The sequence below is a fragment of the Methylocystis parvus OBBP genome, assembly GCF_027571405.1.
Taxonomy (GTDB): domain Bacteria; phylum Pseudomonadota; class Alphaproteobacteria; order Rhizobiales; family Beijerinckiaceae; genus Methylocystis; species Methylocystis parva.
Genome location: NZ_CP092970.1, coordinates 129,301 through 154,363, shown reverse-complemented (window position 1 = coordinate 154,363; position 25,063 = coordinate 129,301). Strand labels below are relative to the sequence as shown.

Here is a 25,063-nt window from a genome sequence, read left to right as displayed (position 1 = left end):
TGTCTACCACAAGACACGCGTCGGCGCAGCTCGAGAATGCATGGATTCTAAAGGAAGACCGGGCGTTCCGGCGCTTCTGGCGCAACCGTCCGCCGCCAGTCGATCCCCTCGATCAGCAAGGCCAGTTGCGCCGCCGTCAATTGCAACGCGCCCTCGACGATCGGCGGCCAGACGAACTTTCCCTTCTCCAGCCGCTTGGCGAAAAGACACAGGCCCGACCCGTCCCAGGTCAAGATCTTCACGTAATCGCCGCGCTTGCTCCGGAACACGAAAGCCGCGCCGGAGAAGGGATCGTTGCGAAGCACCTGCGCCACGTCGGCGGCGAGTCCGTCGAAACCGCGCCGCATGTCGACGGGCTTCAACGCCAGATAGACCTTCACCCCCGGCGCGAACTGAAGCATCAAAGGTCACCCAGCGCCGACAACACGCGGCGCAGAGCCTCAGTGTCCACATCTGCGTCGAGCGACAAGCGCGCGCCATTCGGCAGGCTGACTTCCATGGCGCCGCGCCGCACGTTCTTGCGCGACACCCGCGCCGGCGTGGCGGCAATCTTCGCCACCGGCGCCGACGACGGCGGCAGAGCCGGGCTCATCGGAGCCGGCTTCAACTCCAGCAGCTCGACGGGAACGAAAGTCTGTGCGGCTAGCTCCGGCGACATTTTCGCGGGCGCTGTCTCTTTCGCCGGCCCCCGCCGGCGATCCAGCCAGCCTTCGCGCGAACGCCGCAGCCACTTGAAAACCAGATTGGCGTTCAATCCGTGCCGTCGCGCGACAGCCGCTACGGACGCGCCAGGCGCCAACGCCTCCGCAACGATCCGCTGCCGCTCCTCAAGGCTCCACGTGCGCCGCTTGACGCCATCCTTCGCCGCCGACATTGGTGTCCACCTGTTCGATGGTGGACACCTAACCAACTCCATATGCGTTCCGGTAGGCGGTCGTCAGATCACGCATACCTTTGTGCGAGCCGAGATTGTCGAGCACGACGATGTCGCCGGATGCGAGCGTCGGAACGAGAAATTGTTCGACATAGGCGAGGAAGCGTTCGCCGTTGATCGGACCGTCGAACAGGCAGGGCGCGTCGATGCGGTCGCAGCGCAAGGCGGCGAGGAAGGTCGCCGTCGTCCAATGGCCGTGCGGGACTTTATCGATCAGCCGCTCGCCGCGCGGCGCCCAGCCATGGACCCGCGTCATATTGGTCTTGGCCCAGGTCTCGTCGATGAAAACCAGGCGGCGGGGATCGACGTCGGCTTGACGCCGCCGCCAGCGTTCGCGATGGCGCTTTACGTCCGGTCGATCCTGCTCGCGCGCGACGAGCGTCTTTTTTTGAACGTGACGCCAATCCGGCGAAGGAAGCGGCTCATCACCGAGACGTCGGCCGCAACGCCATGCTCCGCCTGCAAGCGGTCGCAAAGCGCTTGCAGGGTCGCATCCGACTTTTCGGCGCGCAGCGCTTCCAGAAAGGCGCGATGCGGTTCAAGCTTCAAACGCTTGTGGCCTCCCAGTTGCCCCGCCGCGCGGGAGCCGCTTTCCTCGACGCGCCTCAACCATCGGATGGCCGAAGACTCGCTGACGCCAAACCGCGCCCCAGCCGCGCGTCGGCTCATGCCCTCCCGAAGGACCGCGTCGATCACCCGATCACGTAAATCTTGAGAATACGATCCAGCCATCCCAGTCGGCCTCCACCCAGCCGGATGGTTGAATCAAATCACCCCCGATTCGGGAACCCCCTCCGAGTCGGCTCAATCACAAGGCGCTCTAGCAGCCGTTCACGAAAACCGGCCACCCGATTATGCGCCGACGCTCGGCGCCATCGTCCGGGCGGTGCAAGGGGTCGAGAAGCGCCTCGCCGTCATCGAAGGCCATCCCGCGATCAGGCTGACGCCGGAGCAGCATGAACGATCGTCTCGCAGGCGCGGCCGCACATGCGCGACGCGCTTGAAGTGCGAGGCGACGTATTCCAGCATCTCGCGCTCGTCGACGCCGACCCGTCCGAATTTGCTTCCGCCGCAGGTCGGGCAGACGCAGGGCGCGTCGTGGACGACCGTCTCGAGCGGGAGATGGTCGAACGCCCGAAGCGCGCGCGCCGCAAAACGGCGAGCTGCATTTTCAGCTTCTCGATCAGCAGTGTCTTGGCGTGAACTTCCGCGGCGAGCGCCTCCGCGAACCGTCGCAGTTCGACGGGGTCTTCTGGCAAATCAGCAGCGGCGCGCGACATGGTTTTGTCTACCACAAGACACGCGTCGGCGCAGCTTGAGAATGCATGGATTCTAAAGGAAGACCGGGCGTTCCGGCGCTTCTGGCGCAACCGTCCGCCGCCAGTCGATCCCCTCGATCAGCAAGGCCAGTTGCGCCGCTGTCAATTGCAACGCGCCCTCGACGATCGGCGGCCAGACGAACTTTCCCTTCTCCAGCCGCTTGGCGAAAAGACACAGGCCCGACCCGTCCCAAGTCAAAATCTTCACGTAGTCGCCGCGCTTGCTACGGAACACGAAGGCTGCGCCGGAAAAAGGATCGTTGCGAAGCACCTGCGCCGCGTCGGCGGCGAGTCCGTCGAAGTCGCGCCGCATGTCGACGGGCTTCAGCGCCAGATAGACCTTCATCCCCGGCGCGAACTGAAGCATCACAGATCGCCCAGCGCAGACAACACGCGGTGCAGAGCTTCCGTGTCCACATCTGCGTCGAGCGACAAGCGCGCGCCATTCGGCAGGCTGACTTCCATGGCGCCGCGCCGCACGCTCTTGCGCGCCCCCCGCACCGGCGTAGCGGCGATCTTCGCCACCGGCGCCGATGACGGCGCCAGAGCCGGGCTCATCGAAGCCGGTTTCAGCTCCAGCAACTCGACCGGAACAAAGGTCTGCGCGGCAAGATCCGGCGACATTCTCGCGGCCGCCGTCTCTTTCGCCGGCGCGCGCCGACGATCCAGCCAGCCTTCGCGCGAACGCCGCAGCCATTTGAAAACCAAATTGGCGTTCAATCCATGTCGCCGAGCAACCGCCGCCACGGACGCGCCGGGCGCCAACGCCTCCGCGACGATCCGCTGCCGATCCTCAAGGCTCCACGTGCGCCGTGTGCCGCCATTCTTCGCCGCCGACATTTGGTGTCCGCCTATTCCATGGTGGACACCTAACCCACTCCAAATGCGATCCGGTAGGCGACCGTCCGATCACGCTTACGCCTGCGGTGATAGACCATCACGTTTTTCGCGACGGCTTTGGACAGCCCAGCGCCAAAATCCTCCTCGATTAGCGCAAGCGCGCGGTCTTCAGCCACGAAACAACTCCTCCCCGTCATGCGGTTCGCCATGGCAGTTCAAGCGAAACCTTGAATCGATCATTGCCCATAGGTCCGGTCCGCATGACGCAATTGTCCTGGAAGCGGGCACGCAAGCGATCGGCAACGTTCCTGAGGCCAACTCCCACCCCTGACGGCTTTGTTATCTCTGCCTCGTTCCGGGGCATGTCGTTTTCAATCGTGACGCACAGACGATCTTTCTCCCTGTGGGCCGTCAACGATATTTCAACCCTGCCGCGCGTCATGCCTACGCCATGCTTGATGGCATTTTCGATGAGCGGCTGGAGGATCAGGCTTGGAACCAGTGCTTCGGCGGCATTCGGATCCATAGTGATGGAGAAGGTCATGCGGTCGGAAAACCGCTCCCGCTCGATGCCCAGATATTCTTTTTGAAGCGCGATCTCATCCGCGAGCGGCACATCGTGAAATGGATCGAGCGCGAGTGTGGTCCGTAGAAAGGTTGAAAGCGACAGGACCATGCGCTCGGCCTGCGTGGCCGCGCCTTCCTCGATCAGCCCCGCGATGGAATTGAGCGTATTGAATAGGAAGTGTGGATTGATCTGATAGCGCAGCGCCCGCATCTGGGCGCCCAGCGCCTCCTCACGGATTGCCGCCAGACGCAGTTTGCGATCGTTGAGCTCAAAGGCAAAAACAAGCGCTACGAACAGGCACGACCAGCCGAACAGAAACCCCCAGGAAATGACAACAAGCCCCCCAAAGTTGTCAAGGGAATGCGGCGCGGCAGGTGGCGTCCCAAGGAGAGCCGGGTAAAAATTATGCGCTCCAGCCCATAGTGCAGCCGCTATCAATGACAACGCGAATGAGGCAATGAGCAATATCGGCAACGAATCTTCCGACGTCGTAATTTCCGTCAACTTTTCATGCGCAATATAAATACAGCATGATAATAAGCCTGCAAGCATAATAATTGATAGAAATTGAATTATTCTTAATCCTATGAAATTTGCTGATATTTCTTCTACCGAAGATAAAAATGTCGAAACAATGATTATCAAAACTATAAGATAAAATGCACCAAACCGCAGGGTTGCAATCTTGATGCCCCGCAAATTGGTCGGGCCATTTTTGAATTCGCCGTCCGAAATCATGTCATCCAGGGTCATGAATGCTCCCTCGAGGCTCCCCGCCTGCATCGCGCTATGCTAACCCGTCTTATTCACGAAGGGCGGATTGCAACGGTGACGAGCGTGACATAAGCACCTTAATTGGAATAAGGTTTGGTTGTCGACGCCAATCCTTTATCGCCTTTTCGAGCCCGCCACGCTTGCCATTTTGGACGATACGACCGCCGGCGGGGCGCCGATGGCGAAGCGGGGGACTACCACGGCGATGGGATGCACGGATCTCGCGGATCGCATCCGTCGCACGCTGCAAATGATCGGCGCGAAAACACTGCCTCGCCGGAGGCGGTAACTCGCCCGCCCTCCGGCATAGAGATTTCTGCCGCGGAATGTCGCCATTCTTTACTTGGCGAAATCGAGCTCCGACTTTCCAATTGATATGACGGGTGGTTGGTCTTGAATAAGAAGAAATTCGTCCCTCAGGATTGAGCCTTGCTGGGACGAGGCGACAACTCCGTGGCTTGCGACCAGTTTCTTCCCCTTGAACACCAGGACTCGAACATTGGCGTCCTGCGGACCCGTGAAATGGAAAGCGACACCGTAAGTAAAATCGTCTCGTTCGAAATGGAGCGTTCGGATCATCGATCGTATGCCTGAAGATTCGCCCTCGACACCGAACCGCCCGTCGTTCGGAGCGTCGAAGATCATCTCGATCTCCCCCGGGCGGCCGAAGCGATAACTCAGTCGCTGCACGTTCTTCAGCCCGTCCGCGCAGAGCGACACGATCCGACCCTTCGCCTCCGGTTCGAGCAGGGCGCTGAACAAAACGACCTCGTCGTTGCGGCAATGAGTGGTCTGACCGTGGCTCCTCCCGATACCTGCCACAATGGTAATGGCTGCAGCCAGAACGAATTTGTCGATCACTCTTCCCCTCCACGGCAATGAAGTTCTGGCTTCTCGTCGGCATAGGGAGACAAACTGTGCCAGCCTCGACGCCCCGGCTCCCCGGATAACGCCTCTCTGACAACGCCCGGCTGATGGCCCCTCATCATGTGGCGCGTGATCATTCGCCACGCTTCGTGGAAGCGACGCGCAAGTTCTTCGCCCCGGCTGAGCGGCCGCGATGACCGGCGCCATCGCGAAGAAGGCAAGCAATGATGCGCGAGCGCAACCAATGATTGTCGCTTTGCGTCCATCCGTCGCCACGAAATTCTCCTCGGTGCGTCGCTATTCCACGCATCTTGCCTTCCAGAGCGAATCCGCGTTTTCGAACATGGATCGATCTTATCAGTTCGCGGCCGAGCAAGCTCCTTCCTGCGAGGCACCGGTACGTCGCCCGCATTGACCTCCAGCGCCGGGAACAGCAATGCTTGGTCGCGCTACAGAGGTCGGGGGGAGAAGGAGAGTAATTTTAAATCCCTTACTCATTAAGGTCAGCGCGAAAGGCTTTCGCTCATTACCGCCTGTATTTCACGGTGATTCGTCGATGATGAACATTCCTTCCCGTATTTTTAGCGGTCGTCTGAACAGCGCCGTTGGCCTGGAAGATGATCGCTACAGGCTTACACGGCGTGGGATAATGTTGCGTCGCGCTGCAGGATTGCTTCCTTCCCGGTTGCGAGAGACATTCGCCGGGTTCTGATTGCGTCGCGACGCCGCTCCAGGACCAGCCGCGGAACACGTCTTCCAATACATGCGAGATGCGATTGCTCACGAGCGCCTCGCAGACACGCCTATGAGAATTACCACAATGACGCCGCTCGCAAGCACCGGTACATCGTAAGCCTTGGCCCGCTTGGTCATCTCCCTTAGCTTTGCGCGGCAGTCCGGTCCGCGACAGGCGGATGCGGTCGGGAGTTTTGCCGAACAGCGAAGAGCCTTCAGAAGGCGCCTCATGGCGCGAGGCGTAGGGACCGGGCACGAAAATGACAAGACAATTCCGATTTTTGCACGGCCTCCTGTTTTCCGTCTTCGCGTTTGCGTTCCATGGCACCGACAGCGCGTCCGCCGAGGGCGCCTGCCCACCCGGATTCATCCCGGGCGGCACTATGGTGCCCGGACAAGAAAACGCTGGTTGGACGGGTTGCCTCCATGCCTACGACGCAGACGATGGCGGTGACGGCGCCGGGCCGAGCGTGGGCGGCGATTCCGGCCCTCCTCCCTTCAATGCCGCTGAGTTCCGCGCCCTTCTCGATTGGGAGAAACAAGTGGCGCAGGAAAACGAAGAGCGTCTCTTGAAGAACAATCCTGTTTTGCGCGAATTGAAGCAAGGCGTGTGGAAATTCTCACACTCGCAGCCGAAAGATCCACGGCAGATATGCACCGCATCATTCCTCAAGTCGAATGGCGGCGTCTTGATCATGGATTGGGTGGGCGAAGCCAGAGGCACGCTCCTCGCCTATTTCGGCGGGGCGATCCCGCCGATCACGGACATCCGCACCGAGACGGTCAGTCTTACCCAGTCCGGAGAAATCCAGAGGGTTCGCGCGTCTCATGCGAGTTTACCCTGGTCGGCAAAGATCGGAATGATCATATTCGCCGTCCCCTCCACGCAGGCTCTGCTCGGTTCGATCGAGGAAAATCAGGATTATTCAGTTGAGATGGGCGGGCAGGAAGTCATCCACGGCAAGTGGCACAGCGGCTCGACGGCGCGAAAGTGGTTGAGCAATTGCGTCAGCAAGCGTAGCAAATGAGCAATCACGCAAACAATGGTGCCTCTTGCGAATCTTCTGAGGTTTTCATCGTCGGCGAATTTGGAAAAGCTGAGGCAAGATGGTCGAAACTTGCAAACGTCTAAAAACTCCGCCCGGCTCGCTGCTCGTCTTTGCGCCTTGGCCGTTTTTGCGCAAGCCTCGGCGTGTCGCGCAGAATTGCCGCTGGACATTCCGACGGTGCAGGACGCGCGCAAATTCGTCATTTCACATACCGACGCTGGATGCGACGATACCGATAATGTACGCCTCATCAAGGAAGACCGAATGATCGTGGCTTCGCAGAGCGGCAAGGTCGCCACGATCATCTACGATCTTTATTGCGAGTATTCTGCCGCTCGAACTCGCGTGTTCCTTCTGTGGCGGACTTTCTCCGGCTACCGGCTGATGCACTTCGCAAAGCCTGTATATGAGCTTCGCTGGGCCGACGACATCGGATCCGAGTTGGCGGAGAAGCCCAGGGCGATCGGATACGAGGTCGCGACCAGACTTCCGAATGGAAAAATCGATCCAAACAGCCTGGAGATCACGAGCAACGACCCTTGGGGCGCAAATGAGGATGCCGGGGAGCAAGGTTCATGGGAATTTCAGCACAATGCCGGCGCCTATTCGCTGTCTTCGTTCGAGGTGGACCCTTTCAGCGAACGCAGTCTCGGGCCGGGCAAAGCCAGCCAGCTGAAAGGCAAGCGCTTCGTGCTTTTTCCTCCTGAAAAATGAGAGATTTCCGTACAACCGAGGGAGACCATGGCTGTCACTTGCCGCACATATCGTTTTGCGCTTTCCTTCGTTCTCGCTTTGGCTCTCGGCGCTTCGGCAAAGGCGCGCGCCGGAGCCGACCCGCTCGAGACGCTGCTCATCGCCTTCGCACAGGGCAAGCGGGACAAGGACATCGCCGCGCTTTCGAACATCGAATGGCAAGGTTTCGTCTATCCCGAAGATTCCGAAAGAGATCTCAGCGTAACATACCATTTGCGCGGGCGACTGCGCCTCAATGGTTTCGGCGAGGTCGATCTTCCGGTTGGAGTCGGGGCGAACGCTACGCACAAAAAGAGCAACGAAGGCGACGCTTCGATCGACGTCATCTTCCACAGCGCCAAGGGCGCTCGCGCGATAGAGCTTCAGAAGTTCTATCCGAGCGTCAATTATCAGGAAATTCTCCAAAGGCAGCTGAGCGCCGGGACCGTGATCTTGCTCGCCGACAATTGCAAAACGGACGGATATGGCGATCTGCCTGATGACGAACACACCGCTTTTTTTCGGATCGATCTTCCCGCCGCGACGACGCCGGTTTTTGTCCGCGCTGGCCGCAACGAAGATGGCGGAAAAAACAGCCCAGGCGAGACGTTCTTTTCCTTCTCTCTGTTCACGCCCGGGAGCGATTTGACGAAGAGAGCCTGCGTCAATCGCGTCGAGCCGCCTCAATGACTTTTAGCGCACGAAACGTAAATGCAAAGGAGGATGATGTGCGAAGAGTGTTGTTGCTGTCCCTGTTGATCTTGTCTTTCGGTGGCGTCACGGGGCGCGCACTCGCGGTCGATTGCCCGAACGTGGACGTCGACAAGGTCAAGCGCGCGATCGGCGAGTTGTCGGAGTTTTACGGCGACGTGCCGTCCTGCCTCGACTGTCAAAGGCAGAAAAAGGCGATCGAGCGGCTGATCTGCCAAAACAGCGGATTGAGGCTCATGGAAGTCCTGGACACCAAGGCTGCCGTTTACGCCTATGAGAACGCCACCAAGACGGAAACGGTTCATTCGAAGCCGGATTGCTCCTTCGTTCACAAGGAGCTGTCCAATAATTGCGCCGACGCCGTTTGCGTCTGCGCAAATTTAAAAGAGCACACGAATGATTCGCGCGGCGGAGAGTCCCCCTATTATGGCGAGACGCGCTGAAGGTCGAAGCAGATCGCGTGTCGCTGGAGCAGCGTCTATGGCATTGACGGGTTCTGAAGCGCTGGCGACAGCTTTGGGTCTCGAGATCTTTCTTACGTCCTGGCCGGCCCATGCGAGCGGCAGGCTGCCTGTCCCGCCATCTTCGCAAACGCTCGCGTCGCATCGCGCATGCGTCGAAGCGCTCGAACGCCAATATGCCGAGGACAAAAGACGCATCGTCGAAAAGACTGTCGCCGCCGACGGATCCAGCCAAGAGACGTCGTTGCAAACATCGGGCATAGAGCGGAAGGGGAGCGACAACGTCCGTTATCAGGCGACCGTATGGTATCGCCACGGGCGCGTTCGGACCGATCTCGGACAGATCGAAACGAGCCACAGCTTCGAGACACACCTCTGGGAATGCAAAGGCGCCACGCTGCACATCAGTGGAGAGACGGGCTACACGATGAGCACCTTCGAGCCCTGGAAGAAGGCCGCGCCATGACGCGGACGACTCTGTCGCGGCGGAATTTCCTTATCGGCGCTCTGGGCTCATCTTCGTTCGCATATCCGACGGCGAGCGACGCGGCGCCCGACGCCGCGGAGATATTTTCCGATCCGAAGATTGTCGCGTTGCTCCGCGCGGCCTCTCAGCGGGACAGCAAGCGCGCCGCCGAGCTCGTGGCGGCCGGCGCCGATCTGAAGGCGAGAGGCGACAAGAACGTCACGCTGTTGCAATGGGCTATGCTCAACAAAAGCCACTTCGCCTTCCAAGTGCTGCTGAATGTCGGCGCCGATCCTGCACAGCCCGGCATCGACGGCGATACGGCGATCCACTTCGCCGCCATGGCGAATGATTTGGAATATTTGCGTCTCCTCCTCGCGCGCCATATCGACGTCGACGCCCGCAATGGTCAGACCGGCAGGACGCCTTTGATGGCGGCCTTGATGGGGGAACGAGAGCAGCAATTCGAAATGTTGCTCGCAGCCGGGGCGCGTTTGAACCATGCAGACAACATGGGCAATACCATTCTGCATGTCGCGGCGCAAATCAACGATGCGCCGCGCGTTCTGAGATTGTTGCAACAAGGAGCCCCTGCGGGGGCGCGCAACCGGCAGGGCAAGACATTCCAGACCTACCTCCTCATGACGCCTGAGCGTCTGCTCAACGCCGAAGCATGGCAAGCGCGGCGGGAGATCATCGACTGGATGGTGCAGCACGGTGTTCCCCTTGAACGCTGAACGGGATCGGGCACAGGGAGCCTTCGGCTAGGTGCGTATCAGCTTTGCGCGGATCGTCGGCGCATAGGTCCGTCCCACGCGCACTTCCGAACCGTCGCTCAGAACCGCGATCAGCGCTGCGAAAGGCGCCTGCTTGATACGTATGATGGCGCTGCGGCGCACGATCGCCCCGCGATGGATGCGCAGGAACTCTTCGCCGTCGAGACGGCGTTCGAGGGAGGACAGGCTCTCCTGAAAGAGATAGTCCGCGCCAGGAACATGGATGCGCACATAGTCGCGCTCCGCCTGAAAGCGGATTATATTGTCCGACGTGATGCGTAAGTAGTCGCCTCGCGCCTTCACCCAGAACTCGGTCGGCCTTTTCGGCTGTTCGGTCAGGCTGCGCTTCAGGGAAGCGATCGTTTCCTGTAGTTCGGCCACTCGATCCGTCTGCAGGCGCGCGCCCGCGGCGCTTCGCGCGCGCTCCAAGGCGCGGGAGAAGCGCCCCGGCTCGATGGGCTTGGTGACGTAATCGACGGCGTTGGCCTCGAAGGCGCGCAGAGCGTGATGGTCGAATGCGGTGACGAAAACGACGACCGGCGGCTCCGTTCCGAGGCTTTCCAGAACGTCGAAGCCGCTGCCGCCCGGCATTTGAATGTCGAGCAGAAGAATGTCGGGCCGTGCTTGCCGCGCCGCGCGCCGGGCCTCCTCCGCGTCGGCGGCTTCCTCGATCCGACCGACCCACTCCATCTTGCCCAGCAGGCGCAAGAGCCTGCGGCGCGCGAGCGGCTCGTCGTCGACGACGAGAATCGTGAGCTTGCTCATGCGAGCCGGCACGGGAGATCGATGGACGCCCGATAGCGGCCAGGCGCGACCAGACCGGATGAAAATTCGCTGTCGCCCTGGAAGCGGGCGCGAAGACGTTCGGCGACGTTGCGCAGGCCGACGCCCATGCCGGCGGGCTGCTTATGGTCATCTCCCATAGGCATGTCGTTCTCGATCGTGACTTGCAGGCGATCGGCCTCCCGGCGCGCCCGCAGCGCAATCTCGACCTTGCCGACTGTGGCGCCTACGCCATGTTTGATGGCGTTCTCGATCAGCGGCTGGAGGATAAGGCTCGGCACCAGGGCGCCGCGCACATCCTCGGGCATGTCGATGCTGAATGTCATTCGGTCGGGAAAGCGTTCGCGCTCGATCCCCAGATATTCCTCCTGCAAGGCCAGCTCATCCGCCAGGGGCACGTCATGCATGGGATCGAGCGACAGGGTCGTGCGCAGGAAGGTCGAGAGCGAGAGGACCATGCGCTCGGCTTGGGTCGCCGATCCCTCCTCGATCAGGCCGGCGATCGAGTTCAGCGTGTTGAAGAGGAAATGTGGATTTACTTGATACCGCAGCGCGCGCATCTGCGCGGTCAGGGCCTCCTCACGAACAGCGGCGAGCCTAAGTTCCCGGTCATGGAGCTCGAAACCGAAAACGAGGGTAATGAACAGACAGGACCAGCCGAAAAACAAAGCCGCGCCATATGCGGTGTCATAGCTGAAATCCTTCCAATCGAAGACAGCGAGCTGCGGCCAGACGCAGAGGGTGTAGACAGCATAGCCAAGCGTGGCCCAGGCCGGCGCCGCCGCCAGCGAGAGGATGAAGGAAGCGCCGACAAGCAAAGGGAGCGCATTCTCCGGGGAGCGCGTCTCGACCAGCCTCTCGTGCAGGCGGAACAACAGCGCTGAGATGCCGGCGGTGATGACCGAGCACAACGCATAGTGCAGAAGCTTGCCTATGGCGGATTCGATCGGGTCCGTGCCGACTATACTCCATAGTATGCTGGAGAAAATGAACACGCCCACCCAATAGATCAGGCCGAAACGAATCGCGGCCTGACGGATTTCGCATGCATTCGACGATCGTTTCATCACCTTTCATTCCCTCTCGGCCCAACAGGATCCTTTCTATTCATCGACTTGTGTCGCAATTCATAGGACGTCCGCAAAGCCGTTCCTCATATGCCGTTCGTCCGGCAACGGTAGCCGTTCGCAGATTCTCGCAGCCGCTCGTCGGCACCCGCGCGCTCGTCGTCGGAAGTCGAATGAGCCCGCGCTCCAGCGATGCTAGGAAGCTGGAAATGGGACCACGCGGAAATTCCAGCATGGACAGATACGACATTTCGGACATCGCTCCAAACCTTCGGCATAGCGGACATTCGGGAGGCCACTCGATGACCGAGCACAGTGCGTCTGCGAGCGTCGTGTTGTTCGCGGTGCGGACGCATGACGTGGAGGATATTCTCGCCCGAGTGCGTCACATGCTGCCGGAGGGCAGCGTGTTGTATGCGCAGCGCGAAGCAGCCGGCGCGCGCGACTTTCCCCTCCCGCACAGACTTTCCTCGCTGACGGAACGACAACGCGACATTCTGCGGCTGTTGATTCATGGCCTGTCGAACAAGGAGATCGGCCGGCGTTTGAAGCTGTCGCATTTCACGGTGCGCAATCATGTCTCGCAGCTGTTGAGACAATTGGACGTCCCCTCGCGCAAAGCAGTCGTCGCCTTGCTGAATGACGCTCTCGCCGCCGATGCGCATGCCCTGCCCCTTTCTGATTGACGGCGCCGCATGAGCGTGTTCGTTGCCCCGAGGCGTCACAGCACATTATTCGCCGCGTCTCTGTCAGCGGCAACGCGCGTATCGTACCGGTGCGTCGGCGGGGTTGATTTCGCGAGGATCGGATGGCTCCATGCCTTATCCGAGGGTCTGGGATTTCAATAATTATGAGAAATATTTGTGGTGTGCCCATCCTGCTCCTCGCCTTCGGCTCGGCGTCTGCGCAGGATTCAAAAGAAGCGCTCAAAGAGTGGATTGGCGATCCGAGTCATGGAGCCTTCCAGGGGATGATCCCGCTGAGCGGCAAGAAGCACGGAGACTATCATCGCGGCTATCGCTGCCCGAGCTACGAAGCCGCGACCTTCGTCGTCTCTATCGTCGAGAAGGCTCATCTGCACGAAAAGAACCCGAAAGCATTGCGCGCCACGCTTTTGCGCTCGCTCACCGGACAAGGCTGCAAACCTGCGGCCGCCGGACAATACCAGCCGCTCCAGCTCGGCAACGTCTCACAAATCGATAATGGGCCGGAGGCGGGCGAGGAATGGACCGCCCTACGGGTCCAAGCGCCGGATGGCGCGGAGATTGGACTCGTTTACGACGCAAGCATCTATGGCATCGATGACTGAAGCGCATGTGGAAAAGGTCACGCCATGACAGACGATCCCGGCGTACATTCGCATAGGCTGGCTTGGCGCTATGGGCTGGCGCTCGTCGCGATCATTTTCGTCACCTTACTCCCGTTGCTCTTTCTCTTCGCCGCGAGCTTTATCGCGAACGTAAACGGTTGCGCGCTAGACGAAGGCAATCCGCATCCCTGCCTCGTCCTCGGTTCGGACGTGGGACAAACCCTCTACAATATGGCGGTCGGCGGCTGGCTGACGATCTTCACCCTGCCCATTGGCGCGGGATTGTTCCTCTTGTGGTTGCTGGTCCTCGTCGTTCAGTCATGGCGGCGATGCAAACGGCTGCCTTTCGATCGAACCGGCTGACACAGTGGTGAATCTCCCCGCCGCAGCCGTTCTTTTTCGCGCGTCGGGCGAACATTATCCGCCCACTCATTCGTCGAGGTCACAAAATGTCGAGAAAGACGCCTTCCATGCCCGTCGGCGCCGGTTCCCTCCTCGTCGCCGTCGTCGCGCTCGCATCGCTTCCCGCGTTGGCCGCCTCTACGGGGCCGTTCAGAGCCGTCGATCGCGACCCTCGGTCAAATTATTGGATCGAGGACCGTAGCTGGGGCGGCGGCGCTCGCTTTGTTTTTGATCTGAAACAGAGCCTGGCAGCGGACGCGGCGCACCGGGATTTTCTCGCTGGAACCGAATTCGAAACAAATGTTTGGCCGCCTTCCCTGAAGTTTCTCGCGGGAGGCGGTCCTGAATTCACTTTTGGTTGCGCCGACCGGGATCCGGCGAAGAGCTACTGGCGCTTTCGAGTGGGAGTCACGCCGCCCGGATCGGGCATCACGAGCAAGGACGAGATCGCGTATGAGAAGGGCATAAAACATTACTTCGGTGCGCCAGGGACGCTTATTCTCCTGGGCGAGGCGGACAAGGAGATAAGGCGCATTCCGCTTACGCCGAGCAACGACGCGCTCGAAACCGCCGCTCTGACGCAAGACGATGTCCAAGCGATCCTGAACGCGCCCGTGATCCGCGCCAAGACGCCGCGGATTTTTTTCGAATCCGGAACCTCGGCGCTGAAAGCGACGATCGACGGCATTGCGAAGCTTCCCTGCGCCGCGCGGTGAGGTCGCGTGTCGATCAAGCATCCCCATTTTCTCTCTTGAAAGTCAGGGTCGCGAAATGTCCAGAAGGAAGCCTTCCCCGCCAATCGGCGCCAGCTTTCGCCTTGCAGCCGTCGTCGTTCTTCAGTTGCTCGCGGCGCTTCCCGCGTTGGCCGCTTCTCCGGCGCCGCTCAGAGCCGTCGATCGCGACCCTCGGGCGACCTGGTTCGAGGCCTATGACTGGGGAGGCGGCGCCCACTTTGTGTTCGATCTGAAACAGAGCAAGGAAGCGGGCGCACCTTCCCTGAATTTTCTCGCCGGAGGCGCGCCAACATTTACGTTTGGTTGCGCCGAGCCGGAGCCGGCGAAGAGCTACTGGAGGCTCCGCGTCGGCGCATCGGAACCCGGTTCGGGAATAACGGCCAAAGAGCAGATCGCCCGCGAGATGGGCATGAAATATTACTTCGGCGCGCCGGGAACGATTGCTCTCTTGGGCGAGATGGACAAGGAGATCAAACGCATTCCACTTGCGCCGAGGAATGGCGCGCTCGAAACGCCCAATCTGACGCATGACGATGTCCAGGCTTTCCTGAATGCATCGGCAATCCGAGCCGAGACGCCACGGATCTATTTCGAATCCGGAACCTCGGCGCTGAAGACCACGATCGATGGCAATGCGAATCTTACCTGCGCCACGCGATGAATTCGCATATCGATCACGTCCGCTCCCTCCCCCAAAGCCAGGATCATAAGATGCCAAAAGCAAAGCGCGCCGCGCGCCGTGTCGCCCGAGTGGGTGTCGCCGCAATCGCCGGCTTGCATATTTTCGCATCGCTCTCGGTGGAGGCCGCCCCTCGGGAGAAGCTTGAGGTCATCGACGCGAGCGCTCGATCTGAATGGGTTGTAGACGAACACGCATGGGGCGGCGGCGTCCTCTTGTATTTTCTCGATGCGAAACATAAGTCCGGCCCGCCTGACCTGATACCGAATTTTGCGCTCGGCTGCGACAGCATCGACCCCGCAAAGAGCGTTTGGAGATTCCTCGTAGAGCTCGCGCCGCTCGGCTCCGACGCTTCGGGCGAGGAGGAAACCGCCTATATGAAGAACAAGGCCTATTACTTCGGCGCGCCGGGGACGGTCATCCTCATCGACGAAATGGACAAGGAGTTCAAGCGCGTCCCCATCCGGGCGACAGCCTGGGGCACTTTGGAAACCGCGCGTCTGACGCGCGAAGAGGTCACGAGCTTCACGGACGCTTCGCTGATCCGCGTCGAGACGCCGAGGGTCGTCTTCGAAACGCGCGCCCTTCGGGCCGGTTCGCTCCACCTGATGCGCAAGCTTCCCTGCGCGGCGCCGTGAGCGCGGAAGGATTCTCTCGATGTCGAACAGGTTGAAACGACTTCTCATCTGCCTCCTCATGACGGCCTCGCCCGCTTACGCCGCGTCGTCCAGCGTGACCGTGGACCAAAGCGGCATCGTGGTCGCCGGCGCCTGGGGGGGGCGCAGAGCCTACGCCCCTCTCGATGTGTCGCGCATCTTGCCGGGCTTTCTGGGCGCCTGGGCCGTGCGCCCGGAAATCTGCGTCGAGGGGCCGCGATCTGCCCCTTTCCCGGACCAAACTCCCAACGGATTCGTCGGGATCGCCGCCGATCGCATCTCCACGAAGTCCGGCACATTCGTCGTCGCCGGCGCTTATGTGCGAACGCCGGAAACGATGACGCCGTGGGACATAGAAAGCGCTCTCGCCGAGAAGCGCAAAATTGTCCTTTCGTTGAACAAGGAGCGGAACGCCGCCGAGATGCTCGTCGAGCTACGCCCGCTTCGCCAGGGCGAAAGCCATTTCTATCAGCTCATTCTCTCGGACGAGAAGAAAACGCTCCTTTTGGAGGAAGCCGGTCGGGAACGCGTTACATTGAAACTTTGCGAGTGATCCTCCCCATGCGCAACGCCACTTCGTGCCTTGTCGCCGCGCTGGTCGCGGCCTGCTTCACGCCGATCGCCGCGGCCGCCGACGAACGCGGAGCTGAGCCGAAATATAGTCAGGACGACCTTCTGGACGGGACCACGGTCGCCATCGCGTCTCAGGACATATGTGGCTTCAAGGTCGACCAGAACGCGATCAGAGCCTTCGTCGCCGCGAAAGCGCCGGACATGCCATGGTTTTTGTTCGACGCGCAGATCAGAGGATATCAGCGGATCATGCCGCGCTTCTCCGAGCAGGAAAAAGCCCGGCACTGCGCCAAAGCGCGTCTCTTGACGGAAGTGGCCGGCTGGATCAGATAGCGGCATCCGCTTGATGGCGGTGTTCTTATCGACGGCCCGTCCAGCGAAACGTCAGAGCTGCGGCCGTTTCCTTCGGAGCCTCATCTTCCTCGCCGCTCGTGGCGTAACTTATAGGGACCTCGATATCGAATGGCGGATCGGGCGTCGCCCCGGGAGGAAGAGCGATGGGAATACGGTAGGTCTGCCGCCCGTCGGCGTCGAGCTTGACGTCCCAACCCTTCGAACCGTTCGTGGGGCCGCCTCCCGAGACACAGCGCTTCGCCACGAACCTGCGGGCATTGGCGTCGGACAGATACGCGGGTCGCTCGCAGGTCCATGGATCGATGCGGATCAGCACCGTCTCAACCTGCGAGATCGCGCCGGAAGCGAACTCGATCTCGAGCCATTCGACTCTCTCGCTGGGGACCTCATGGACATCGACCAGCCGCGCCGTGAAATGCGGCATGAAAACGGTATCGCGCCCCGCCGCCATAGCGCCCCCGGCCGCGAGGCTGATGACGCCGATGATAAAGGGACGCAGAAGAAGCCTTCGTCTCGATATCATCCCGTGTCTCCCAAACTCTGTTCCACTTGAGGCCTGCTTCATACGCCGCTTCATCGACAGCGGAACAATCGCGACACCGGCGATGGATCGGGCCGGACCGTCCGTGTTTCGAGAACGGCGCCATCGGGTGAAAGCGTAAACTCTTCCGTAGAACGCCATTCTCCTCCACCGCCCGAATTTCGAGCGTTGATAAAAATCGTACGACGCGAGCTCCCCTTAGGGAGGACGCCGAAAGCGATCATTTCCCCTTCCGCCTGATGCAGACCTTCGGAATCGATTACGAGGATGGCGGTCGGCTCTCCCGCAGTGCAATTATGGGCCGAATAGGCCCATTTTCCTCGATATTGCAGGGGAATCTCACGCAACGGGCGCGGCGCCTCCGCAGCTTCAATTCCCTCGGCCGGGGCCCCGTCCGAGATTCCGACAGAGACCTCCAAGCGTCCGTCGCTCTTGTCGCGGTAGACGTCCACCAGCAGCGACGGATTGCCGTCGACGATGGCCGTGCTCGTTTCTTTGTTGATCGTCAACGTGGCGCCGGCGATTTCGAGACGGTGCATCTTCTCCACGAAATAGGCGTCGATGCTATCGTCCTTCTGGCGCAGGCCTCGCACATGGACGTTGAAGCGGTCTTGCTGGAGAATGGCGAGCGTGTCGAGCCAGGCCTCGCCCTTGCTGCTCACCTTGTCCTCCGGCGCGACTTCCGCGCTATATTCGGTGACATAGTCGAGAGCTGCTTCATCGCTGCGGCCTGGTCCGGCAAAGCCGGGCGCGGACGGCCAAAGGCAATATGAACAGGCTAGAATGCCGACAATGCCGATTTGTCGCCGTCGTCTTCGAGACATCGCCAGTCCTCGCGCAAGCCGCTCTATCTGTGGATATTCCCAGCGTCACACGCGATCAACATACACGACGTACCGGTTCGCTTTTGCGCTCAACTTCGAAGCGGACTGACGATAGCATCGACAGTCAGTAATATCTGACATGAGTGGAAAATGTCCGCCTTCTCTTCGACTTTTCTCTTCCTCCGCCTTTTGGTCGCACTGGCGCTGCCTCATATCCTGTCTGCCGAGCCGGCATGGGGCGGCGCTGAAAAACCCCTTGCCGAACGAGAGCGGCAGCAACTCGAACAGGCGGCGCTCGCGTGCCAGTCCCGGAGTTATAAAGAGTTATTCTGGGCGATGATCCGATCGGCGGCGGTGCGAGAAAAATACGCCGCGCCTCAGATCGATTACGAGGAGCGCGGTGAAAAGATCGAGACGAGGAAAAGCGCGATTCCGAAAGAGCGCTACGACAAATTTCCCATCCAAATGTTCGACTTCTATTGGAAATCGACCGTCCCGGCGAGGCCCGGCGACAAAGATGAATATGTGATGATGGAGTTCGATCAGAGCCAGAGCAATCAGATTTCCGTCGACTGGACGCGCGTTCATTACCGGGGCCCATACGTAGGCGAGGAGAATTTGGGGACGGCGTACGACCTGGACGGCAAACCTTATCGCCCGGGAAGGCGAGTCGACGGCCGATTGCTTCTTTACCCGACCAAAGATTGCTGGGGACTCGTCGCGGATATTCGTTACCGCAGGCGCTGACGGTCGCAAGCAAGAAATCCGAGCAAGCGATGCGCGAGCTATCGGGTCAGTCTGCGGCGGGCGAGCGGTTCGTCGTCGACAACTGTGGACATTCCGCTCATGCCGTTCTCCAGGGTAGGTCGATCGACGCACGATAGCGGTCCCGTGCTAATAGGGGCCGGAGGTAAATCGACCATCGTCCTGAAAGCGCGCCCGCAACCGATCAGCAACATTGCGCAGGCCGATCCCCATGCCTGCGGGCTTGGGATTGTCGCCTGCAATAGGCATGTCGTTTTCGACGGTAATCTGGATTCGGCTCCCTTGCTTGCGCGCCCGCAGCGCTATTTCCACCTTGCCGATCGTGGCGCCGACACCGTGCTTGATGGCGTTTTCGATCAAGGGCTGTAGGATGAGGCTCGGCACGAGAGCCTGGCGCGCACCCTCCGAGATATCGATTTGAAACGCCATGCGGTCAGAAAAACGTTCACGTTCAATTCCCAGATATTCCTCCTGCAAGGCGAATTCATCGGCGAGAGGCACATCATGCAGGGGATCAAGAGCGAGAGTTGTACGTGAAGGTCGAGAGTGACAGAACCATGCGCTCGGCCTGCGTCGGCGCGCCTTCTTCGATCAGTCCCGCGATCGAGTTGAGAGCGTTGAACAGGAAATGCGGATTTACTTGATAACGCAGCGCCTGCATCTGCACCGCAAGGGCTTCCTCGCGCGCCACCGCAAGCCGATGTTCTCGGTCCTGAACATCGAAATAGAACAGCAGCATCTGTGTTACGCAGCACCAGCCCAGGTACATCATCCAGCAGATGAACATATCTTCAGCATTGGCGTGAAACATTCTGAAGAACGCCATGACCGAGAAAAAGTCTGCCGCCGCAACAAGTGCGGAAGCAGCAAAGCACAAGACGATGTTGTAGACGATTTTGCATCCGCGTAGCGCCCACACCGCGCCAGACATGATTGCGAAAGAGAGGATTCCGGAGGTGAGATCTACGGTCGTCGAACGACCAACGAAACCCTCCGGTCGACTCCGGTTGGCGTCCCATCCGGTCAAATATGCAGCGACGCCAAAAAACGAAGTCACCAGAAACAGATAGAGGAGGCCCAACGCAAACGTCTCAATGACGCGAACCCTCTTTCGCGACGGACCATTGTCTATTGTCATACTACCTCTTCCAGATCGATGGAGTGCAACCCCGTTTGACCGGACAGCAGGCGAGGGCTGCTTAAGCACTGAGGCGGATAAACTCCCGAAGCGCGGTTGACCTCGTGGAACCCGCCGCATGGAACCCTGTTAGCGCACGCGTTCGGGCAAACTGCAACCAGAATAGTGTATCTTGCAGTTCTTGGTCCATTTCGAGCAATTTTTAAGTGCTAGGCTTTCAGCCTGCGCGATTTCGGGCGCCGAGACAGAGTTGCTTCCCGGGTTTCCTCAAGCAAGCACAATGCATTGGTCATGATACGACTGTTTCAAGGTACAGGTGGCGCCTCCAGCATCCCGACTGCAAGCCGCAAGTGCCTTGCTTATCGCCTGCCGTTCCGTAGGCCAGGAGTGCGAATATCCAAATGCGCCGTTGGTGACGGCGACTGCGCCCCAGCGCGATTCCCACTGCGGTTGAGGTCGACCAGGCCCGCGGTCCGAGTTACCGCACCATCGGTGCGCAGCCTTCCCACCCGGCGCCTCCTCCGCCGATGGGGAAATACCCGTCAGGACATCTGCCTTCGGCCATCGAAGGTCCGGCGAAGACCAATGACGAGACTGTCACGCAAAATGCGAAAAAGGCAATCGGGACATGGCGCAGTTTCATTGCAGACCGCCTCATAACAAAAGAACCTCCCATCGATTTCTGCGGACTCTCGTAAGCATGATCACGATGAACTGGAGTGATCGGGACAATTGCCAGCAATCCTTGGATCCTTGGTTGGCTGGAAAAGGAACTGCCCGTCCGAAGGCGGGTGGGCGCCCGGTGGAAGCGGGTTGCCATCCGCGCCGATGATGTTGCCCAGATCATCGCCCCCTCCACTGGAAAATCGTCATACGCATTTGCCCACATTTGCCGCGCGACATATGTGGAACGGCCCCGCAGGCAAGTGCTTTTTTCATACGGTTCATCACGCGGGAACGGTGCGGTCATATGTCCGGCCTTTTAGCGCGGTCTTCAACCGCTGGCCTCGATGAAGTCCGCGAAGCGAGTGGCTAATCAATCAAACGCGCTGTGAGCGCATTGTCGCGCTGGCCTCTCTCGCCTCGGGATTTCGTCCCGTGGAGTCATCGTCTGCGTCATGCACCTCGCCTCTGCCCGGCTTTCGCGCCGGTCAGTTCGTCCTGGGCATCTTTCGGCTCAGGCGATCACTGCGCCGTTCGCCACGCCAGCATTCCGATATGTTCCGCCCTTGGTAAGAAGCGCCCAAATAATCCGCGCTATCTTGTTGGCCAGCGCGACGGCGCCGACCTTGAAGGGACGTCGAGCCAAGAGGGCGACCAGCCATTGGGGCGCATTGGCGTTGCCCCGCACGCGCCGCAGGACGGAAGTCGCGCCGACGATGAGCAGGCAGCGGAGCATTGGATTGCCCATTTTCGATATCCTGCCCAGCCGCTCCTTGCCGCCGCTCGAATGGGGCTTCGGCGTCAGTCCCAACCAGGCGGCGAAGTGCCGGCCGGACTTGAACCCGTCAGGATCCGGAACAAGCGCCTTGATTGAGGCTGCGATGATCGCCCCCACGCCAGGAATCGTGGCCAGCCGCCGCATGTCCTTGTCGCGCTTTGTCTCGGCGACGATCTCCCTTTCGAGCTTGTCGATCTGCCGCGTCAATCCCTCGATCTGATTGGCGATTTCTGTCAAAGCGAAACGCGCGGCTTTCGGTAGGCGAGAGTCGGTCTCGTCACGCACGGTCTCGATCAAAGTCGCGACCTTCTTCGCACCAATGGCCGCGATGACGCCAAACTCCGACAAATGAGCGCGGAGCGCGTTGATCGCCTGAGTTTGTTGACGGACCAAAAGGGCACGTGTCTTCAACACCATCGCAGCCGCCTGCTGATCGGCTGATTTGACCGGAACAAAGCGCATTGTCTTGCGTGTTACCGCCTCGCTGATAGCCTCGGCGTCCGCTGCGTCTGTTTTGCCTCGCTTCACAAACGCCTTCACATAGATTGGTGGGATCAAGCGCACGTCGTGGCCGAGCGCTGCGATCTCGCGCGCCCAATAATGCGAACCGCCGCAAGCCTCCAGGCCAACCAGACACGGAGGGAGCTTCTCGAAAAAGCGCAGCACCTCTGCTCGACGCAGCTTCCGGTTGATGATTGGCGCGCCCTCGGCGTCGGCGCCGTGGACCTGAAAAACCTGCTTGGCCAAATCTAGCCCGATGGTGGTAATCTGCTTCACGGAACGGCTCCCTACTTTGTGGCGTTGCGAGACGACCACGTTTTAGCACTCTGATGCTGTGGTGGCGGGGCCGTTCCACCACATCAATCAAGGTGAGAGCGCGATACCATCTATCCTCGATCAGGCCGGCGACCAAGCCGCCGGCGGAGCTTGACGAACCAATCCCCTGAATTCCTCCACCCCTCCCCGCCTGACGATCGCGCATGGTGCGACGAGATTTCAAACTCCGGGAAGAAACGCGGTCGCCGCTAGGAAGTCCGGGCGTATTGCTTCAAGACGTTTTCAAGAGCCGCATCTACATCGCTGCTGGCCAATAGCTCCGTAGTTGGCTGTTTTAGCAGCCACGCGCCCGCAGCCAGATAATATTTGCTGCGCGCCCGAAAATCCGTCGCCCCCGTTGCAGCTTTGATCCAGGTTTGCACCCTTTCAGGCTGCTCTGCGACAAAGGAGGCATAGGCGATGTCGTCATACTCTAAGGCGTAGAGGCGCTCATCCAGGGCGTCTAGAGTGGCGGCTCGATTGCGCCATCCGTCCTGCCTATCCCGCTCAGCGGGATTGGCTTCGCACCAGTCCCAGCATTCGCTCAACAACTGCACCAATTCTTCCACGCCGAGCATTTGGGCTCCGCGAAGGGCGTGCTCCAGATTGGCTTGCAACCGTGCACCCGAATTTCCGATGAACTGGCTGTGGCCGCCATTGTTCACCTGCTTTTCGTAAAAATCCAACGCATATAGATCGAGAAAGGCCCCAGGAAGGTCTTCGGCCGGGACGTCTCCGCGAAGCAGAGTGTTTACATAGTACACGAACAGGCCGACGGGTTCGCAGATTCCGGCATTCGCTGCATCTTTGTAAAGGATGATCGGGAACAGCACCAAGCTCATTGTCTGTCTCGTGAAAAACGAGGCCGCCCGAGCGGCCCGCCGCACATCGGTCTTAGTTGAATGTCCCCGAAACGCTGCAAGCAGCATAATGGATGCGGCAGTTCTTCGCCGCTTCGGAGCAACTGCGCAGCGCCAATTTGCCTGCCTTCTTGATGGTTCCCGCATAGGCGACGCCGACCTGCCGATCCTCGCCTGCCACATAAGCGGCGCACTGGTTTCGATAGGTCAGGCGGATACGGCATTCGCCGGCGCCCCCGCTTTCTTCGCACTGGCGCAGGGCGCCCGAAGTCGCCGAAGCTTCGTCCGGACGTCCTCGGGTCGCGCCGAAACCGTTTCCCCCGAGTGCAATGGCGCCCCAGCGGCTTTCCTGCGCGCCTGCTGGCGCGCTCTGGGCCACAAGCCCGACAAGCAGAATGAATGCAATACGTCTCATCTGCTCAACCTGCCTGCTATTCGATACCTCCTGCAATCGTCTGGGATGTACCGGTTCTTCTTTGAGCAAAAGGCTCTGGGTCGGCCTTGCCTGGTGTTTCATTGGCCCATTAGGATGGATGCCGGGCGGGAGCGGCTTGCCGTCAGGGCAGATGATATTGCCGAGATCGTCAATGCTGAGCGCAACCGAGAACCATCACGGAACATTTTGTTCGAGGGAGCAGGGTATGTCCGAGCTCCGGCGATCGGCGAGGAATTGAACGAGAGCGCGATTCCCACTTGTTGTTAGGGGGGTGGCCTTGTCGCCCGGAAAGCGCACCAGTACACTTGGTTTGTGTCGGACGGCCCGGTTGTATGGCAGTATCCGAGCCTGATCACCGCGCCCGGAGTCATTCAGGATGCTCAGCTACAGGCTTCAGGATCAGGCGAGTCTTGGTCGGAAGACTCATCTATTAAAATCAGCCGCCCTGGTTCTCGCGGCATTGACCGGTTTCGGCTTGGCAAACCCTGCGTCGGCATGCTCGGACTTGCCCAACATATGCGCCCAGAATCAGGCCGTCTTCGATCAGAATCAGGAAATGGCTCGCGAAGCGGCTGAAAATTATGCCAATCAGCGCGAGGAAAGTCGAAATGGTGGTCGTCCATCAGGTCCGCCTCCGCGCGATCCGATGGACATCAGAATGGATCTCGCGGCGGGCGCCGTGTTTGCGCTGCACGGTGCAGCCACGGACGAAATCGAAAGAATGAAGCGAGATCCCGAGATGGGGCCGATCATTCGTGGAAAGTGGGACTTCTTCCAGGACACAAACAGTGCAGCCTCCGGCGAGTACTGCGCCGCGCTCTATATGAACATGGCTGGTTTCATCCGGCTCTCTGGACCTGGCGGCAACTACCGCGGCGCGTTGCTGACCTTCTGGGGACCCAACATACCACAACCAGAGAACGTCCGCTGGATCAGCGTGACACTCAGACAGGTGGTTAACAACGATCCGAAGAACAGTAGCATCCAGACCGTTCGAGCCTATAACTATACCGAGACACGGGTTAGTGGCCTGGGTGTCGTCGCTCTTGCAGTCCCATCGGCTGATGCGCTCCTGAATAACATCAGCGATCATCAGTCTTTCAAGCTGGAAGTCGATGGACAGGAAGTGCAGGCGATAGGCTTTCACAACGGTCTGTCCGCGCGTGGAAAGCTGCGGCAATGCATTGCCAAACGAAAATCATAACACTGCGCAACTGACTAAGTGGCCTCTTTCGGCGCTGCGACAACTCGGATCTGGCGCACGCTCAAAAACCTATGGCCCGCCCCGTCTGCAAGCAGTTTTATCGTGAGCGCCTTCTGATGGGTCTGCGTCAACGTATCCGGCCTCGGAGCGAGCCCCGGCTGCCTCGCTCTACGCCGCCTTTCCCGCTGCTGAGGCCCGACGGTTGATCGAGCGCTTCGAATGGCATTACACGCCAAAGCATGGAAGCTC

The 25,063-nt window shown here is 60.0% G+C and carries 36 protein-coding genes and 1 pseudogene; 18 read left to right on the top strand and 19 right to left on the bottom strand.

The features are described from left to right. Nucleotides 1-47: 47 nt before the first annotated feature. The 5 genes and pseudogenes from tnpB (MMG94_RS21720) to MMG94_RS22275 form a co-directional block, all read right to left on the bottom strand. Nucleotides 48-401, bottom strand: coding sequence for an IS66 family insertion sequence element accessory protein TnpB (gene tnpB, locus MMG94_RS21720; protein WP_016922179.1), 354 nt, complete (start codon nucleotides 399-401; stop codon nucleotides 48-50). Next, the gene (gene tnpA / locus MMG94_RS21715) at nucleotides 401-874 is read right to left on the bottom strand and encodes an IS66-like element accessory protein TnpA (protein WP_016922180.1); all 474 of its coding nucleotides are present in this window, start codon (nucleotides 872-874) and stop codon (nucleotides 401-403) included. Before tnpA (MMG94_RS21715) ends, tnpB (MMG94_RS21720) begins: the two co-directional genes overlap by 1 nt. 28 nt (nucleotides 875-902) lie before the next feature. Further along, nucleotides 903-1,190, bottom strand: a complete 288-nt coding sequence (locus tag MMG94_RS21710) for a transposase (RefSeq protein WP_154420450.1) — start codon at nucleotides 1,188-1,190, stop codon at nucleotides 903-905. An 89-nt stretch (nucleotides 1,191-1,279) separates the two neighbouring features. Beyond that, on the bottom strand, nucleotides 1,280-1,603 hold the full coding sequence (locus MMG94_RS21705; RefSeq protein WP_244415475.1) for a hypothetical protein: 324 nt from the start codon (nucleotides 1,601-1,603) through the stop codon (nucleotides 1,280-1,282). A 183-nt stretch (nucleotides 1,604-1,786) separates the two neighbouring features. After that, nucleotides 1,787-1,969: pseudogene (locus MMG94_RS22275) on the bottom strand (hypothetical protein); the annotation flags it as partial. On the opposite strand from MMG94_RS22275, the gene MMG94_RS21700 reads away from it, so the two are divergent. Continuing rightward, on the top strand, nucleotides 1,922-2,137 hold the full coding sequence (locus tag MMG94_RS21700) for a hypothetical protein (RefSeq protein WP_016921327.1): 216 nt from the start codon (nucleotides 1,922-1,924) through the stop codon (nucleotides 2,135-2,137). The pseudogene MMG94_RS22275 and the gene MMG94_RS21700 sit on opposite strands and share 48 nt — an antisense overlap. Nucleotides 2,138-2,266: 129 nt before the next feature. Here MMG94_RS21700 and tnpB (MMG94_RS21695) read toward each other — a convergent pair whose 3' ends face one another. The 4 genes from tnpB (MMG94_RS21695) to MMG94_RS21680 all read right to left on the bottom strand — a co-directional run bounded on the left by tnpB (MMG94_RS21695) (nucleotide 2,267) and on the right by MMG94_RS21680 (nucleotide 5,296). After that, complete coding sequence (gene tnpB / locus MMG94_RS21695) at nucleotides 2,267-2,620, bottom strand: IS66 family insertion sequence element accessory protein TnpB (RefSeq protein WP_016921328.1); 354 nt, start codon at nucleotides 2,618-2,620, stop codon at nucleotides 2,267-2,269. After that, the gene (tnpA, locus tag MMG94_RS21690; RefSeq protein ID WP_016921329.1) at nucleotides 2,620-3,093 is read right to left on the bottom strand and encodes an IS66-like element accessory protein TnpA; all 474 of its coding nucleotides are present in this window, start codon (nucleotides 3,091-3,093) and stop codon (nucleotides 2,620-2,622) included. The genes tnpB (MMG94_RS21695) and tnpA (MMG94_RS21690) overlap by 1 nt, the downstream gene beginning before the upstream one ends. A gap of 193 nt (nucleotides 3,094-3,286) precedes the next feature. Beyond that, complete coding sequence (locus tag MMG94_RS21685; RefSeq protein WP_051001159.1) at nucleotides 3,287-4,414, bottom strand: sensor histidine kinase; 1,128 nt, start codon at nucleotides 4,412-4,414, stop codon at nucleotides 3,287-3,289. A gap of 360 nt (nucleotides 4,415-4,774) precedes the next feature. Further along, complete coding sequence (locus MMG94_RS21680; protein ID WP_016921333.1) at nucleotides 4,775-5,296, bottom strand: hypothetical protein; 522 nt, start codon at nucleotides 5,294-5,296, stop codon at nucleotides 4,775-4,777. Between the two features lie 199 nt (nucleotides 5,297-5,495). On the opposite strand from MMG94_RS21680, the gene MMG94_RS21675 reads away from it, so the two are divergent. The 7 genes from MMG94_RS21675 (at nucleotide 5,496) to MMG94_RS21645 (ending at nucleotide 10,193) form a co-directional block, all read left to right on the top strand. After that, nucleotides 5,496-5,717 carry a hypothetical protein gene (locus MMG94_RS21675; RefSeq protein ID WP_016921334.1) on the top strand — a complete coding sequence of 74 codons (222 nt, stop codon included), beginning with the start codon at nucleotides 5,496-5,498 and terminating at the stop codon, nucleotides 5,715-5,717. Between the two features lie 601 nt (nucleotides 5,718-6,318). Then, the gene (locus MMG94_RS21670) at nucleotides 6,319-7,065 is read left to right on the top strand and encodes a hypothetical protein (RefSeq protein WP_157212454.1); all 747 of its coding nucleotides are present in this window, start codon (nucleotides 6,319-6,321) and stop codon (nucleotides 7,063-7,065) included. Between the two features lie 15 nt (nucleotides 7,066-7,080). Beyond that, nucleotides 7,081-7,800 carry a hypothetical protein gene (locus MMG94_RS21665; protein ID WP_154420452.1) on the top strand — a complete coding sequence of 240 codons (720 nt, stop codon included), beginning with the start codon at nucleotides 7,081-7,083 and terminating at the stop codon, nucleotides 7,798-7,800. A gap of 27 nt (nucleotides 7,801-7,827) precedes the next feature. Then, nucleotides 7,828-8,508 carry a hypothetical protein gene (locus MMG94_RS21660; RefSeq protein WP_016921337.1) on the top strand — a complete coding sequence of 227 codons (681 nt, stop codon included), beginning with the start codon at nucleotides 7,828-7,830 and terminating at the stop codon, nucleotides 8,506-8,508. 38 nt (nucleotides 8,509-8,546) lie between these two features. Then, nucleotides 8,547-8,972, top strand: a complete 426-nt coding sequence (locus tag MMG94_RS21655; protein WP_154420454.1) for a hypothetical protein — start codon at nucleotides 8,547-8,549, stop codon at nucleotides 8,970-8,972. A gap of 37 nt (nucleotides 8,973-9,009) precedes the next feature. After that, a complete protein-coding gene (locus MMG94_RS21650; RefSeq protein ID WP_016921339.1) occupies nucleotides 9,010-9,456 on the top strand; it encodes a hypothetical protein in 447 nt (148 codons plus the stop codon). A gap of 176 nt (nucleotides 9,457-9,632) precedes the next feature. Further along, the gene (locus MMG94_RS21645) at nucleotides 9,633-10,193 is read left to right on the top strand and encodes an ankyrin repeat domain-containing protein (RefSeq protein WP_162129683.1); all 561 of its coding nucleotides are present in this window, start codon (nucleotides 9,633-9,635) and stop codon (nucleotides 10,191-10,193) included. Nucleotides 10,194-10,220: 27 nt separating this feature from the next. Here the strand turns inward: MMG94_RS21645 and MMG94_RS21640 are convergent, their stop codons facing one another. Beyond that, on the bottom strand, nucleotides 10,221-10,997 hold the full coding sequence (locus MMG94_RS21640; protein ID WP_016921341.1) for a LytR/AlgR family response regulator transcription factor: 777 nt from the start codon (nucleotides 10,995-10,997) through the stop codon (nucleotides 10,221-10,223). After that, a complete protein-coding gene (locus MMG94_RS21635; protein WP_016921342.1) occupies nucleotides 10,994-12,082 on the bottom strand; it encodes a sensor histidine kinase in 1,089 nt (362 codons plus the stop codon). Before MMG94_RS21635 ends, MMG94_RS21640 begins: the two co-directional genes overlap by 4 nt. Before the next feature lie 173 nt (nucleotides 12,083-12,255). Between MMG94_RS21635 and MMG94_RS21630 the strand changes: the two genes are divergently transcribed. From MMG94_RS21630 to MMG94_RS21595, 8 genes are all read left to right on the top strand, one after another. Further along, nucleotides 12,256-12,768 carry a response regulator transcription factor gene (locus MMG94_RS21630; RefSeq protein ID WP_081495718.1) on the top strand — a complete coding sequence of 171 codons (513 nt, stop codon included), beginning with the start codon at nucleotides 12,256-12,258 and terminating at the stop codon, nucleotides 12,766-12,768. Nucleotides 12,769-12,932: 164 nt separating this feature from the next. Then, nucleotides 12,933-13,391, top strand: coding sequence for a hypothetical protein (locus MMG94_RS21625; RefSeq protein ID WP_016921344.1), 459 nt, complete (start codon nucleotides 12,933-12,935; stop codon nucleotides 13,389-13,391). A 24-nt stretch (nucleotides 13,392-13,415) separates the two neighbouring features. Continuing rightward, a complete protein-coding gene (locus MMG94_RS21620) occupies nucleotides 13,416-13,754 on the top strand; it encodes a hypothetical protein (protein WP_016921345.1) in 339 nt (112 codons plus the stop codon). An 86-nt stretch (nucleotides 13,755-13,840) separates the two neighbouring features. Beyond that, nucleotides 13,841-14,509: a hypothetical protein gene (locus tag MMG94_RS21615; protein ID WP_016921346.1), complete on the top strand. Its 669-nt coding sequence runs from the start codon at nucleotides 13,841-13,843 to the stop codon at nucleotides 14,507-14,509. 55 nt (nucleotides 14,510-14,564) lie between these two features. Continuing rightward, nucleotides 14,565-15,188 (top strand): hypothetical protein, encoded by a 624-nt coding sequence (locus tag MMG94_RS21610; protein ID WP_016921347.1) that lies wholly within the window; start codon nucleotides 14,565-14,567, stop codon nucleotides 15,186-15,188. Between the two features lie 50 nt (nucleotides 15,189-15,238). Beyond that, nucleotides 15,239-15,844 (top strand): hypothetical protein, encoded by a 606-nt coding sequence (locus MMG94_RS21605; protein ID WP_154420456.1) that lies wholly within the window; start codon nucleotides 15,239-15,241, stop codon nucleotides 15,842-15,844. A gap of 19 nt (nucleotides 15,845-15,863) precedes the next feature. Continuing rightward, complete coding sequence (locus MMG94_RS21600; RefSeq protein WP_016921349.1) at nucleotides 15,864-16,415, top strand: hypothetical protein; 552 nt, start codon at nucleotides 15,864-15,866, stop codon at nucleotides 16,413-16,415. Between the two features lie 8 nt (nucleotides 16,416-16,423). Then, nucleotides 16,424-16,768 carry a hypothetical protein gene (locus tag MMG94_RS21595; protein ID WP_016921350.1) on the top strand — a complete coding sequence of 115 codons (345 nt, stop codon included), beginning with the start codon at nucleotides 16,424-16,426 and terminating at the stop codon, nucleotides 16,766-16,768. Nucleotides 16,769-16,793: 25 nt separating this feature from the next. On the opposite strand, the gene MMG94_RS21590 is transcribed toward MMG94_RS21595, so the two are convergent. Together MMG94_RS21590 and MMG94_RS21585 are read right to left on the bottom strand one after the other, a co-directional pair. Further along, nucleotides 16,794-17,312, bottom strand: a complete 519-nt coding sequence (locus MMG94_RS21590) for a hypothetical protein (RefSeq protein WP_020372474.1) — start codon at nucleotides 17,310-17,312, stop codon at nucleotides 16,794-16,796. A 50-nt stretch (nucleotides 17,313-17,362) separates the two neighbouring features. Further along, nucleotides 17,363-18,154 (bottom strand): hypothetical protein, encoded by a 792-nt coding sequence (locus MMG94_RS21585; protein ID WP_016921352.1) that lies wholly within the window; start codon nucleotides 18,152-18,154, stop codon nucleotides 17,363-17,365. A 189-nt stretch (nucleotides 18,155-18,343) separates the two neighbouring features. Here MMG94_RS21585 and MMG94_RS21580 point away from each other — a divergent pair, with 189 nt between their 5' ends. Then, nucleotides 18,344-18,901: a hypothetical protein gene (locus MMG94_RS21580; RefSeq protein ID WP_154420458.1), complete on the top strand. Its 558-nt coding sequence runs from the start codon at nucleotides 18,344-18,346 to the stop codon at nucleotides 18,899-18,901. 147 nt (nucleotides 18,902-19,048) lie between these two features. Here the strand turns inward: MMG94_RS21580 and MMG94_RS21575 are convergent, their stop codons facing one another. The 6 genes from MMG94_RS21575 to MMG94_RS21555 form a co-directional block, all read right to left on the bottom strand. Next, nucleotides 19,049-19,396: a sensor histidine kinase gene (locus tag MMG94_RS21575; RefSeq protein WP_244415477.1), complete on the bottom strand. Its 348-nt coding sequence runs from the start codon at nucleotides 19,394-19,396 to the stop codon at nucleotides 19,049-19,051. A gap of 37 nt (nucleotides 19,397-19,433) precedes the next feature. Further along, entirely contained in the window at nucleotides 19,434-20,057 is a 624-nt protein-coding gene (locus MMG94_RS21570; RefSeq protein WP_016921355.1) for a histidine kinase, read from the bottom strand. A gap of 267 nt (nucleotides 20,058-20,324) precedes the next feature. Then, on the bottom strand, nucleotides 20,325-20,594 hold the full coding sequence (locus tag MMG94_RS22270; RefSeq protein ID WP_425272292.1) for a DUF4189 domain-containing protein: 270 nt from the start codon (nucleotides 20,592-20,594) through the stop codon (nucleotides 20,325-20,327). Between the two features lie 640 nt (nucleotides 20,595-21,234). Further along, nucleotides 21,235-22,275, bottom strand: coding sequence for an IS110 family RNA-guided transposase (locus tag MMG94_RS21565; protein ID WP_040579464.1), 1,041 nt, complete (start codon nucleotides 22,273-22,275; stop codon nucleotides 21,235-21,237). Between the two features lie 248 nt (nucleotides 22,276-22,523). Beyond that, entirely contained in the window at nucleotides 22,524-23,156 is a 633-nt protein-coding gene (locus MMG94_RS21560) for a DMP19 family protein (protein ID WP_016921358.1), read from the bottom strand. Nucleotides 23,157-23,208: 52 nt separating this feature from the next. Further along, nucleotides 23,209-23,691 (bottom strand): DUF4189 domain-containing protein, encoded by a 483-nt coding sequence (locus MMG94_RS21555; protein ID WP_202948268.1) that lies wholly within the window; start codon nucleotides 23,689-23,691, stop codon nucleotides 23,209-23,211. A gap of 295 nt (nucleotides 23,692-23,986) precedes the next feature. Here MMG94_RS21555 and MMG94_RS21550 point away from each other — a divergent pair, with 295 nt between their 5' ends. Then, the gene (locus MMG94_RS21550) at nucleotides 23,987-24,814 is read left to right on the top strand and encodes a hypothetical protein (protein ID WP_154420460.1); all 828 of its coding nucleotides are present in this window, start codon (nucleotides 23,987-23,989) and stop codon (nucleotides 24,812-24,814) included. Nucleotides 24,815-25,063: the final 249 nt, after the last annotated feature.

Bases quoted from the DNA above. Each gene is read 5' to 3' on its own strand.
- tnpB (WP_016922179.1), bottom strand. From the start codon at position 401: ATGCTTCAGTTCGCGCCGGGGGTGAAGGTCTATCTGGCGTTGAAGCCC.
- tnpA (WP_016922180.1), bottom strand. From the start codon at position 874: ATGTCGGCGGCGAAGGATGGCGTCAAGCGGCGCACGTGGAGCCTTGAG.
- MMG94_RS21710 (WP_154420450.1), bottom strand. From the start codon at position 1,190: ATGACGCGGGTCCATGGCTGGGCGCCGCGCGGCGAGCGGCTGATCGAT.
- MMG94_RS21705 (WP_244415475.1), bottom strand. From the start codon at position 1,603: ATGAGCCGACGCGCGGCTGGGGCGCGGTTTGGCGTCAGCGAGTCTTCG.
- MMG94_RS21700 (WP_016921327.1), top strand. From the start codon at position 1,922: ATGCGCGACGCGCTTGAAGTGCGAGGCGACGTATTCCAGCATCTCGCG.
- tnpB (WP_016921328.1), bottom strand. From the start codon at position 2,620: ATGCTTCAGTTCGCGCCGGGGATGAAGGTCTATCTGGCGCTGAAGCCC.
- tnpA (WP_016921329.1), bottom strand. From the start codon at position 3,093: ATGTCGGCGGCGAAGAATGGCGGCACACGGCGCACGTGGAGCCTTGAG.
- MMG94_RS21685 (WP_051001159.1), bottom strand. From the start codon at position 4,414: ATGACCCTGGATGACATGATTTCGGACGGCGAATTCAAAAATGGCCCG.
- MMG94_RS21675 (WP_016921334.1), top strand. From the start codon at position 5,496: ATGACCGGCGCCATCGCGAAGAAGGCAAGCAATGATGCGCGAGCGCAA.
- MMG94_RS21665 (WP_154420452.1), top strand. From the start codon at position 7,081: ATGGTGCCTCTTGCGAATCTTCTGAGGTTTTCATCGTCGGCGAATTTG.
- MMG94_RS21660 (WP_016921337.1), top strand. From the start codon at position 7,828: ATGGCTGTCACTTGCCGCACATATCGTTTTGCGCTTTCCTTCGTTCTC.
- MMG94_RS21650 (WP_016921339.1), top strand. From the start codon at position 9,010: ATGGCATTGACGGGTTCTGAAGCGCTGGCGACAGCTTTGGGTCTCGAG.
- MMG94_RS21640 (WP_016921341.1), bottom strand. From the start codon at position 10,997: ATGAGCAAGCTCACGATTCTCGTCGTCGACGACGAGCCGCTCGCGCGC.
- MMG94_RS21635 (WP_016921342.1), bottom strand. From the start codon at position 12,082: ATGAAACGATCGTCGAATGCATGCGAAATCCGTCAGGCCGCGATTCGT.
- MMG94_RS21630 (WP_081495718.1), top strand. From the start codon at position 12,256: ATGAGCCCGCGCTCCAGCGATGCTAGGAAGCTGGAAATGGGACCACGC.
- MMG94_RS21625 (WP_016921344.1), top strand. From the start codon at position 12,933: ATGAGAAATATTTGTGGTGTGCCCATCCTGCTCCTCGCCTTCGGCTCG.
- MMG94_RS21620 (WP_016921345.1), top strand. From the start codon at position 13,416: ATGACAGACGATCCCGGCGTACATTCGCATAGGCTGGCTTGGCGCTAT.
- MMG94_RS21615 (WP_016921346.1), top strand. From the start codon at position 13,841: ATGTCGAGAAAGACGCCTTCCATGCCCGTCGGCGCCGGTTCCCTCCTC.
- MMG94_RS21610 (WP_016921347.1), top strand. From the start codon at position 14,565: ATGTCCAGAAGGAAGCCTTCCCCGCCAATCGGCGCCAGCTTTCGCCTT.
- MMG94_RS21605 (WP_154420456.1), top strand. From the start codon at position 15,239: ATGCCAAAAGCAAAGCGCGCCGCGCGCCGTGTCGCCCGAGTGGGTGTC.
- MMG94_RS21600 (WP_016921349.1), top strand. From the start codon at position 15,864: ATGTCGAACAGGTTGAAACGACTTCTCATCTGCCTCCTCATGACGGCC.
- MMG94_RS21595 (WP_016921350.1), top strand. From the start codon at position 16,424: ATGCGCAACGCCACTTCGTGCCTTGTCGCCGCGCTGGTCGCGGCCTGC.
- MMG94_RS21590 (WP_020372474.1), bottom strand. From the start codon at position 17,312: ATGATATCGAGACGAAGGCTTCTTCTGCGTCCCTTTATCATCGGCGTC.
- MMG94_RS21585 (WP_016921352.1), bottom strand. From the start codon at position 18,154: ATGTCTCGAAGACGACGGCGACAAATCGGCATTGTCGGCATTCTAGCC.
- MMG94_RS21570 (WP_016921355.1), bottom strand. From the start codon at position 20,057: ATGACAATAGACAATGGTCCGTCGCGAAAGAGGGTTCGCGTCATTGAG.
- MMG94_RS21560 (WP_016921358.1), bottom strand. From the start codon at position 23,156: ATGAGCTTGGTGCTGTTCCCGATCATCCTTTACAAAGATGCAGCGAAT.
- MMG94_RS21555 (WP_202948268.1), bottom strand. From the start codon at position 23,691: ATGAAACACCAGGCAAGGCCGACCCAGAGCCTTTTGCTCAAAGAAGAA.
- MMG94_RS21550 (WP_154420460.1), top strand. From the start codon at position 23,987: ATGCTCAGCTACAGGCTTCAGGATCAGGCGAGTCTTGGTCGGAAGACT.